Below are 9,744 nucleotides of genomic sequence, written 5' to 3'. Positions count from 1 at the left end.
TGATGAAGACGTTCGACATCGACCAGAGTGGCGAAGCCTCAGGCAGTGGCTCATCGACGGTACAATCCAGCGCAGCGCCCTTGATCGTTCCGTTGCGCAGCGCCTGGATAAGGGCCTGCTCGTCGACGCAAGCGCCGCGCGCCATATTGATCAGATAGGAAGTCGCCTTGAAACGCGACAACGCCGCCTCGCCGATGATGTTGCGGGTCTCGTCGGTCAATGCACAGGTGAGCGCGACAAAGTCGGCGCGCGGCAGGATTTCGTGAAACTTTGACGAGGCGTGAACTTCGTCCGCATGTCCCTTGTTCGAAAGATCGCTGCGGCGAAGGCCGATGACATTCATGTCGAAGGCCTTGGCGAGCTTCGCAAGCCGGCCGCCGATGCGGCCCATGCCGAAGATGAGAAGGGTCTTTCCCGCCAGTTCGTCTTCGCGAAGCGCATGATCGCTCTGCATCGGACGCCAGAATTTCTTCGCCTGGTTGTCGCGCGCCTCCGGCAATCGCCGCGACATCGAAAGGATCAGGCTCATCGCGTGATCAGACACCGCGTTCATGTTGACGCCCTGCGCGCTCGCCAGCCGCACGCCGCCGGCCTTGAGCACCTCAAGATCGTACTGGTTGATGCCGGCGCTGATCGATTGGATGAATTTCAGGCGCGGCGCTTTCGCAAGCAGGTTGTTTTTCCAGAAGCCCGACACCACGACGACATCGGCTTCGGCGATCCGCCGCTCGAACTCGTCCGACGTCGTGACTTCGAAACCCTTGATGCCGGTGTCGAATGCGTCGAATGCCGCCTTCACCCGATACGCGGGATGTCCGAAACAGACCACCAGATTTTCACGGGATGGGAAAGTCACCTGATCTTCTCCTGAACTGGAAAGGCGAGAACTGCGGCGCCTGTCTTCCTGCCTGACCGATCGACACTAACATCAGGGAAGACCGCGCCAGCAGCGATTATGAAGGGTTGGATTGTCCGACCTGATATGCTGTCATATCATTACTCGTAAGGGTGGCCACTTCTTTCAGGAAGCAGGACGGCCGATGATTTCCGTCGAGTCGGTCAGTAAATGGTTCGGGGACCATCAGGTCCTTCGCGACTGCACCCTGAACGTGGATAGCGGCGAAACGGTCGTGATCTGCGGCCCGTCGGGATCCGGCAAAAGTACGCTCATCAAGTGCATCAACGGGCTGGAGCCGATCCAGAACGGATCGATCCATGTCGACGGCGAAGAGGTCATCCAGTCGTCCGCGGCGCTGCTGCGCCTGCGCCGCAAGGTCTCCATGGTGTTTCAGAGCTTCGAGCTCTATCCGCATATGAAGGTGATCGACAACATCACGCTGGCGCCGGTGGTGGCGCTGCGGCAGGGCAAGGCGAGAGCGACCGAGAAAGCGAAAGCGCTGCTCGCGCAAGTGGGGATGGCCGCTTATGCGGAGCGTTGGCCGGCGAGCCTTTCGGGCGGGCAGCAGCAGCGCGTGGCCATCGCCCGCGCGCTTGCGACCGAGCCCCTCGCGGTCTTGTTCGACGAACCGACCTCGGCGCTCGATCCCGAAATGATCAAGGAAGTGCTCGACGTCATCAGGTTGCTGGCGCAGACCAACATGACGCTGGTCATCGTGACCCACGAGATGGGCTTTGCGCGCAACGTCGCCGACAGGATCGTCTTCATGGAAGACGGCGCGATCATCGAGGATACGCCGACGACCCAGTTCTTCGCCCATCCCAAAAGCGAGCGCGCGACAAGATTCCTGGAGCGCATCCTGACGCATTAGAGCAAGGCACCGACGACCATCAGCGAGCAAGAAAAGGAAACGGGCATGAGAGCAACGACCCATCAAGCGCCATCCGCCGATCGTCGCGGTTTCCTGGCCGCCGGCGCGGCGGGTGTCGCGGCGCTGCTGGCGGCTTCGCCCACCAAAGCGGCAGATGCCGCCGAAGACACGCTCGACAAGATCAAGAACTCGGGCGTGATGAATATCGGCATACGCGAAGCAGCCCCGCCCTACGGTTTCAAGGATGCCAATGGCGAATATCAGGGCTTCGCCACCGACATCGGCAAGGCGATCTATGCCGCGGTCAACAAGGAGCTGGGCGGCGCGATCAAGCTCAATTACGTCGCCGTGACCAGTCAGACCCGGATTCCGCTGTTGCAAAACGGCGCCATCGATCTCGAAGCCGGCGCCACCGTCATGACGATCGGTCGCTCCAGGGTGGTCGATTTCAGCATTCCTCATTTCGTCACCAGCACGAGCGTGCTCGTCCTGGCCGGCAGTCCGATCAAGGAGGTCGCCGATCTTGCCGGCAAGCGCGTCGGGATTCCGCAGGGCGGTCTCGAGGCGGCGCTGTACAAGACGGCCAACGAGGCCGGCTCGTTCACCAGCCCGGTGAAGACGATCGGTTTTCCCGATCACAGCCAGGGCATCACCGCGCTGCAGACCGGAACGGTCGACGCCTATAGTTCGGACGAGCCGATTCTGTACGACGTCGGCCGCGACCGTTCGCAATTCCGGATCGTGCCGCTGAAGATGAACGCCGCCACACAGACCCTGCTGATCCGGCCGGGCAGCTCGAAATTCAAACGCATCGCCGATCAGACGATCGCCCAACTGTGCAGCTCCGGCGAATGGGAAAAGCTGTATCAGCGCTATTTCGGCGAGGGCGGGTTCAAGATGCCGCTACCGGAAGCCGGAAAGTTTCTGGTGCAGATGAATTCCTGGCCGGCCTGAGCACTGCCTTGGCTCGCGCGCGAACCTTCCTGCCCGGATCGAGATGCCGACTAGAAATGCAGTACGGGAATGATTGACTGGTCCGTTCTATGGCAGGGGCCAAATGGCAGGACCCTGCTTGACGCGCTGCTTCTGACTTTCCAGATCGCGGCTGTCTCCTGGGTGCTGTCGATGCTGCTCGGGATCGGCATCGGACTATTGCGCGAAGGGCCCGTCATCGCGCTGCGCTTCGTTGGAACGGTCTATGTCGAGATATTCCGGAATATTCCGCTGCTGGTTCAGCTCTTCTTCGTCTATTTCATCTTTCCCCGCATTCTGCCGGCCTTCGCCAAGCAGGTGCTGTTCAACTACGGCTGGGAGATCGCGGCCGCGATCATCACGCTGTCGCTGTACTCTTCGGCCAAGATCGCCGAACTGGTCAAATCGGGCTTCAACACCATCGGCCCCGGTCTGCGCATGGCGGCGGCCTCCAGTGGCCTGACCTGGTGGCAAGCCCAGCGGCATATTTTCCTGAACCTGCTGCTACGCACCATCACGCCCGGGCTGGCGTCGGAATTCGTCACCATCTTCAAGGGCTCCTCGCTGGCGATGGCGGTCGGCGTCGCCGAGACGACCTATGTGACGCGCCAGCTCGGGACCGAAACCTTCCAATGGCTGCCGGTCAATGTCTACGCCAGCGCCGTCTACCTGTTGTGCGCCTGGGCAATCGCCGCGGTGATGCTGCTGGTCGAAAAGCGCATCGCCATTCCCGGACGGATCGGCGGTTGAGCCATGCACGAATATCTCGCGATGCTGCTGGCCCTGCTCCGCTACAACGTCACGCTGACCTTGCTCGCGGTCGCCATCGCGCTTCCGGTCTCGTGCGCGTGCGCCTTTGCGCGCCTCTCGCGCGTCGGCTGGGTCGCCCTCTCGATGCGTATCTATGTCAACACGCTGCGGAGCATGCCGCTGGTGATGGTCATGTTCTGGATCTACATGATCGTTCCGATGATCTCGGGGCGCGCGCTCTCCGCCTACTTGGCGGCCTTGATCGCATTGACCTGCTTTGAGGTCGCCTATTTCACCGAAATCGTGCGCGCCGGGGTGCAATCGATTTCGTCCAACCAGTTTGCCGCGGCGGTCGCGACCGGACTGTCACGGTTTCAGGCGGCGCGTTACGTCGTCATTCCTCAGGCCTTGCGGCGCATGCTGCCGGCACTGCTGACGCAATCGCTGATCGCCTTTCAGGATTCCACCATCTCCAGCATCATCGGGGTGCCCGAGATGCTGCAGGAAGCCACCATCATCAATGCGCGCGAGCAGTCGCCGGTCTACTATTACGCGCTGCTGGCGCTGACCTTCCTGGTGATCTGCTACGGCACGAGCATCGCCGTGCGGCGGCTCGAGACCCGCCTGCGCGTGGACGCGCAGCGGGGAAAATCATGGCAGACGTAAAGTCTAGCCCGCGACCGGCAACGCCGTCGCCGCCGGCTGCTGCCAGGGCCGCTGCGATGAGGCGAGCCCGATCAGCCGGCCCTGGATGTAGTCGCAGCCCCAGTCGCGCAGCAGACTGGCGGCTTCCTCGTCCTGCACCCATTCGGCGACCGTCTTGATGTCGAGCCGCCGCGCCAGATCGATCAGCGTCTGCACGAAGGCGCGGTCGTCGGGGACGCGCGCGATATTCTGCACAAAGGCGCCGTCGATCTTCACAATATCGACGCCGAGCTTGCGCAGGTTGCGGAACGAGGTGTAGCCGGCGCCGAAATCGTCAATGGCAATGCGGCTGCCGAAATTCTTCAGCCGCGTGACAAAGCCGCGGACGTCGTCGACGTCCTGGATCGCAACCGTCTCGGTGATCTCCACGATCAAGCGTTCGCCGGCGCCGGGATGAGCGCGCATCAGCGTTTCGATCGAGGTCCACCAGTCCGGATCCATGGTGGTTTCCGGCGAGATATTGAGGCTGAGCTGGACGTCGGGCGAAGCCGCGAGTTCAGCGACCACGAGTTCGAGCACGCGGTGATCGACCAGGCGGATCAACCCGAGCCGTTCGGCGACCGGCACGATGTCGGGCGCCAGCAGCATCTGGCCGTCGTGCTGCTCCATCCGGACCAGGCACTCATAAAACGACGCCTTGCGCGCGCGGGCGTCCACCACCGGTTCGAACGCCATGGCGATGCGGCGCTCGTTGAGCGCGGTGACGATCTCGTCGGTGACGCGGATGTTGACGCGGCGCTGCGCATCGCGCTCGACATTCGGACGCCACACCGAATACGAACCGGCACGGCGGCTCTTGGAGCCGTCGAGGCATTCGTGCGCGCGGTTGATAGCTTCGTCGGCGCTGCGCGCATAGCGCGGCACGGCGACGGCGCCGATCGAGGCCGTGATCGAGACCGGGCCGGATCGGGTCGGCACCACCTCGTCACGGATCGCGGCCAGGAACCGCTCCGCGGCCACGCTCATGTCGTCGACCGTGCAGTTCTTCAGCACCAGGCCGAACTTGTTGCCGGAAAAGCGCCCGAGCACGTCGCCGCCGCGCAACCGCGCGCGAATCCGCACCGCGACTTCGCAGATCACGGCGTCGGCGACATCGAAGCCAAAGGCGTCATTGATCCGCGCCAGGTGATCGATCCCGATCAGCATGAAGGCGCAATTGGTGCGGAAGCGAACCGCCTCCTCGATGATTTCGGCAAGCGAAGCAATCAGATGCGTGCGATTGAGCTCACCCGTCAAAGGATCGTTCTGCGACAGCCTGACGAGCTGCTCGTCACGGGCGTGACGTTCGTTATTGACGCGGACAATGCCTTGCGCGCGGGCCGGCCTGCCGTCGGGACCGGCGAACCAGCAGCCGGTCTCCTCGATCCATTGCACCGGGGCCGAGGTCGTAGCCCGCACGCCATATTCGATCCGGTACGGCACGCCGTCGGCGCCATAGGAGGAGGACGAGGCCACCAGCGCGTCCGATCGTGCCGAACGCTTCGGCTCGATCAGGTTGGAAAACTCGGCGCCGCTCGCGAGCCGCTCGAGCGGAATGTCGGGAAAAACCGTGGCGACGTGCTCGCTCCAGACCAGCTGGTCAGAGGCGATATCCCAGAAGAACGCGGCCTGGCCGAGGGAAGCAAGAATGGCTGAAGCCGGGGGAAGAGCTGGATTCACGGTCGCCTCGTTTCGGGACAGGCCTCGATGGTTGATCCGCGCCCTGGGCTTCCGGCGCGATTGTGATTCTCGGACCTCGTCGCCACAACCTTATTGGAGAGTTGATAAATTTTTTCGAAAACGGCCCGGGATGAGCGATCTGGAACGAGAGATCCCCGATCGGCACGGCCCTTGCGACAGAGACTGTAACACGGGACCCGCTGTCCCAAAATGTGACAGTTTTCGAAAAGCGCGAGCCATGCCCGACGACGATCGCCAAGACCAGATCCCGGCCAGTCAACCCGCAACCACGGCGCTGGTGCCATTGGCTGCGCGCATCGAACGGCGCGCGCGCCGGCGCTGGTACCGCTGGGCGCCCGACCCGCACTTCGTGGCGCATCTGATCGCGCAGGCCCAGCAGGTCCCGCAAGCGCGCACGCTGCGCCGCGCCAGCCCGGCCGACGCGCAATCGGCGTACCGCTCGCACCAGGCGGTCACGCCGGCCGCCGGCAGCCGCATGCGACAGGTGATATAGGCCCCGGCGCGCCGGCGACAAACTGGCTAGCGGCGGGTCGCCTCGGGCGGCTGCTGCGCATCATGCTCGATATGCGAAGCGGGCGTATTAGCATCCGGGTGAGACCCAGCGGTCGTCGTCTCGGGGTGGCGGAATGCCGGCTCGGACGCTTCCGGATACGCAGAGCTGGAAGGCGCAGGTCCCTCAGAAGCCCCAAGGCCTGCTTCAGTCGGTGACCCGGCGCCGCCATGAGGTTCGGCGGGCTCGGGGTGAGGGTTCACCTCGGCCGCGGGCCGACGCCGTGCTGCGCGTCCCGGGGCCACGGCGGCCGGCACGCCACGCCGGACCCGCAGCGTCACGCCGCTGAGAAAATCCACCAGTGCCAGCAGCGTCAGCAGGAAAAAGGCCGAACTGGCAAAGCGCGGCCAGAGCAGAAACTCGGCGAGCGCGGCGCCGAATACGATCAGCGAGAGCAGATGATCGGTCAGATATTTCGCGCCCGGCCGCGCGCCCTTGATGACCTCGAACAGCAGCATCAGGATGCCGAGCGCCACCAGGATATCGCTGAGCGCCAGTGGCCACTGCGCGCCGGACGTTGGCAGCGGCAGCGTCACCAGCGGCTCGGCGAGCGAAACGCCGGGCATCAGAAATACGATGATGTTGTAGATCGCGAGCGGGATCAGAAGCAGCGGGAAACCGACCATCGACATCGGCAAGGCCTTCTCAACCGGTCCTGGTGTGGATGCCGCGAAGCGGTCCAACGCTTCGCCGCATCCGGTGTTCCGGTTCTGACATTCGCATCGGGTCGCGGCCGGTTCGTTTGCGAATGCCGGAACCAAAGGGACACCGGCAAACGATGGGTCTCGTGAAGCTTTGCCTCTGACATGCCCCTCGAAGAGGTCGCCGCGAAACCGAGGGAACGTCAGAGTTGCTTCGCTGGCCGTTCCTATCCGCCCGCTCACCCGATCCGGTCAACAGGCCGGATCAGGATTCTTTCTTCTTGAGAACCTGGCGGCCCTTGTACATGCCGGTCTTCAGGTCGAGGTGGTGCGGGCGGCGCAGTTCGCCGGAATCCTTGTCCTCGGCATAGGTCGGCTTCTTCAAGGCATCCGCCGAACGGCGCATGCCACGGCGCGACGGCGAGGTTTTCCTTCTGGGAACAGCCATATCGGTGTCCTTCTCGTATCCTGATTCCGAAAGATGGCATCGTCCCGTAACGGGCGGCTAAGGCGCCGGGGCGCAAGCTCGAAAATGCCGATGAGGCCGCGCTTATAGAGGATGATGTCGCCAATGGCTAGGTTGAAAATGGCTTAAAAAGCCCGATTTTCGGCCCAGCAACGCTGCAATTCGGCAGCTTGGGCCCGCGCCACATAAATCCCGGCCAGACGTCGCACGCCCGGGCTGGGGTTGCGGGCGCTACGCAGATGTGGATTGGGCAGGATCGCCGCGATCAGCGCCGCCTCGCGCGGGGTCAGCTGCGAGGCGCCATGACCGAACGCATAGAGGCTGCCGGCCTGGACGCCGAACTGCCCCACCGGCCCGAGCTCGGCGATGTTCAGATAAATCTCCAGAATCCGCGGCTTGGGCAGCACGACATCGATCCACATGGCCAGCGGCAGTTCCAGCGCCTTGCGGACCACGCTGCGGCCGGGCCATAGAAACAGGTTTTTCGCCACCTGCTGGGTAATCGTGGAGCCGCCGCGCGAGGGCTCGCCATCCTCGGCATCGTCGATGGCCTCACGCAGCGCGCCCCAGTCGACGCCACGATGGCTGCAGAACTTGGCGTCTTCGGAGGCGACCACCGAACGCGGCAAGGCAGCCGCCATCGCCGACAGCTCGACCCACTGCCGGGACACCGGGGCGCCCCTCAGATAGCGCCACGCCATCAAGGCGGAGACGGGATGGCCGCTGCGATAGAGCGGCGCCACCAGATAGGGCAGCAACAGCACGGCCAGCAGGATCAAAAGTAAATTTCGGGCAATGCGCAAAATCGACGGCTTCTGGCTTCAATAAGTCGGCTCGACCGATATCTGGCTGATAATCCCTTATTTTTTCAACAGTTTTAAGGCGTCCCGGGATGCCCCCGAGGTCGACCGGGCGCAATTGACGCGGGCGGCATCATCAACGATTGTCCGGCCCAATTCGACTGGTACCGCCGATCTGAAGTCCCCCACGCGCGATCGGCGAATTCGATCGGGGACTTCAGATCGATAAAGCGGTACCAGATTTAATATGTTTGCTGGTGCCCATGGCCTTTCCGAAGTTCGTGAAGTGGGCGCTGCGATGGCGACGAACTTCGGAAAGTGGACACTAGGAGCTTTTCGAAAGATGACGACCACGACGCCACCCGCCGAGTTCGCGAAACGACTGGACCAGACGGCCGAGGATACCGAGGCGCTGCTTGCCAGGCTGCTCGATGACGCGCTGCTGCCGGACGAGATCGCGCGGCCCAAGCGCGTCATGGACGCGATGCGTTATTCGACGCTTGGCGGCGGCAAGCGGTTGCGGCCGTTTTTGGTGGTCGAGAGCTCGGCGATCTTCGGCGTGCCGCGCAATGCCGCCTTGCTCGCAGGCGCGGCACTCGAGTGCATTCACTGCTATTCGCTGATCCATGACGATCTGCCGGCGATGGACAACAGCGACTTGCGGCGCGGACGTCCGACCCTGCACAAGAAGACCGACGATGCGACCGCGATCCTCGCCGGCGACGGCCTCTTGACGCTCGCCTTCGACATCGTCACCCGCGACGAGATCCACGGGGACGCGACCGTGCGTCTGCTCCTGACGCGCGCGCTGGCGCGCTGCTCGGGCATCGGCGGCATGGTCGGCGGACAAATGCTGGATCTCGCCGGCGAAGGCCGCTTCGGCGATCGCGAGCCGGTCGACGTCGCCCGCCTGCAACAGATGAAGACCGGAGCGCTGCTGCGCTTCGGTTGCATCGCCGGCGCCATCCTCGGGCAGGCCTCGCAAAAGGAATATCAGGCGCTCGACGATTACGGCCGCGCGCTTGGCGAAGCGTTCCAGATTGCCGACGACCTGCTCGACGTCGAGGGCGACGCAGCGGCGCTCGGCAAGCAGACCGGCCAGGATGCGGCGCTCGGCAAGACCACCTTCGTCACCCAGCTCGGCATCGACGGCGCCAAGCAGCGAGTTCGCGATCTCTTGGCGCGCGCCGACCAGGCGTTGTCGATCTTCGGCAACCGCGGCGATGTCCTGCGCGCGGCGGCGCGTTTCGTGGCCGAGAGGAAGAACTAAGACGCATGGCCGGCGAGGAGTTCGAGGAACGTCTTCTTCGCTTCCGGAAACTGCCGAAGGCCGTCCGCCTCGTCTATGCGCGCCCGCGCACCTCGCTGTCGATCGTGTGCGGCATTGCCGCGTTCTTCCTGCTGCCGGCAT

The 9,744-nt window shown here is 63.6% G+C and carries 11 protein-coding genes; 6 read left to right on the top strand and 5 right to left on the bottom strand.

Annotated features, from left to right (window positions below):
* Positions 1 to 856: D-2-hydroxyacid dehydrogenase (locus VFL62_RS25310; RefSeq protein WP_325175129.1), on the bottom strand; the 856-nt coding region annotated here is incomplete at its 3' end.
* A gap of 184 nt (positions 857 to 1,040) precedes the next feature.
* Between VFL62_RS25310 and VFL62_RS25305 the strand changes: the two genes are divergently transcribed.
* From VFL62_RS25305 to VFL62_RS25290, 4 genes are all read left to right on the top strand, one after another.
* On the top strand, positions 1,041 to 1,769 hold the full coding sequence (locus VFL62_RS25305; protein ID WP_325175128.1) for an amino acid ABC transporter ATP-binding protein: 729 nt from the start codon (positions 1,041 to 1,043) through the stop codon (positions 1,767 to 1,769).
* Positions 1,770 to 1,814: 45 nt separating this feature from the next.
* On the top strand, positions 1,815 to 2,723 hold the full coding sequence (locus VFL62_RS25300; protein WP_325175127.1) for an amino acid ABC transporter substrate-binding protein: 909 nt from the start codon (positions 1,815 to 1,817) through the stop codon (positions 2,721 to 2,723).
* Positions 2,724 to 2,792: 69 nt separating this feature from the next.
* Entirely contained in the window at positions 2,793 to 3,491 is a 699-nt protein-coding gene (locus tag VFL62_RS25295; protein ID WP_325175126.1) for an amino acid ABC transporter permease, read from the top strand.
* Between the two features lie 3 nt (positions 3,492 to 3,494).
* Positions 3,495 to 4,157 carry an amino acid ABC transporter permease gene (locus VFL62_RS25290; protein WP_325175125.1) on the top strand — a complete coding sequence of 221 codons (663 nt, stop codon included), beginning with the start codon at positions 3,495 to 3,497 and terminating at the stop codon, positions 4,155 to 4,157.
* Positions 4,158 to 4,160: 3 nt separating this feature from the next.
* On the opposite strand, the gene VFL62_RS25285 is transcribed toward VFL62_RS25290, so the two are convergent.
* Positions 4,161 to 5,855: a bifunctional diguanylate cyclase/phosphodiesterase gene (locus VFL62_RS25285; protein ID WP_325175124.1), complete on the bottom strand. Its 1,695-nt coding sequence runs from the start codon at positions 5,853 to 5,855 to the stop codon at positions 4,161 to 4,163.
* A 238-nt stretch (positions 5,856 to 6,093) separates the two neighbouring features.
* Between VFL62_RS25285 and VFL62_RS25280 the strand changes: the two genes are divergently transcribed.
* Positions 6,094 to 6,369: a hypothetical protein gene (locus VFL62_RS25280; RefSeq protein WP_325175123.1), complete on the top strand. Its 276-nt coding sequence runs from the start codon at positions 6,094 to 6,096 to the stop codon at positions 6,367 to 6,369.
* A 26-nt stretch (positions 6,370 to 6,395) separates the two neighbouring features.
* Here VFL62_RS25280 and VFL62_RS25275 read toward each other — a convergent pair whose 3' ends face one another.
* The 3 genes from VFL62_RS25275 to VFL62_RS25265 all read right to left on the bottom strand — a co-directional run bounded on the left by VFL62_RS25275 (position 6,396) and on the right by VFL62_RS25265 (position 8,336).
* Positions 6,396 to 7,058, bottom strand: coding sequence for a hypothetical protein (locus VFL62_RS25275; RefSeq protein WP_325175122.1), 663 nt, complete (start codon positions 7,056 to 7,058; stop codon positions 6,396 to 6,398).
* A 274-nt stretch (positions 7,059 to 7,332) separates the two neighbouring features.
* Positions 7,333 to 7,515 (bottom strand): 50S ribosomal protein L32, encoded by a 183-nt coding sequence (gene rpmF, locus VFL62_RS25270; RefSeq protein ID WP_028347701.1) that lies wholly within the window; start codon positions 7,513 to 7,515, stop codon positions 7,333 to 7,335.
* A 143-nt stretch (positions 7,516 to 7,658) separates the two neighbouring features.
* Positions 7,659 to 8,336, bottom strand: coding sequence for a transglycosylase domain-containing protein (locus tag VFL62_RS25265; RefSeq protein WP_325175121.1), 678 nt, complete (start codon positions 8,334 to 8,336; stop codon positions 7,659 to 7,661).
* Between the two features lie 340 nt (positions 8,337 to 8,676).
* Here VFL62_RS25265 and VFL62_RS25260 point away from each other — a divergent pair, with 340 nt between their 5' ends.
* Positions 8,677 to 9,603: a farnesyl diphosphate synthase gene (locus tag VFL62_RS25260; protein WP_325175120.1), complete on the top strand. Its 927-nt coding sequence runs from the start codon at positions 8,677 to 8,679 to the stop codon at positions 9,601 to 9,603.
* Positions 9,604 to 9,744 lie beyond the last annotated feature (141 nt).

It is taken from the genome of Bradyrhizobium sp. (assembly GCF_035701725.1).
In the GTDB taxonomy this organism is placed as follows: domain Bacteria; phylum Pseudomonadota; class Alphaproteobacteria; order Rhizobiales; family Xanthobacteraceae; genus Bradyrhizobium.
Note: the sequence above shows the minus strand (reverse complement) of the source record. Positions and strands in the feature narration are given on the sequence as shown.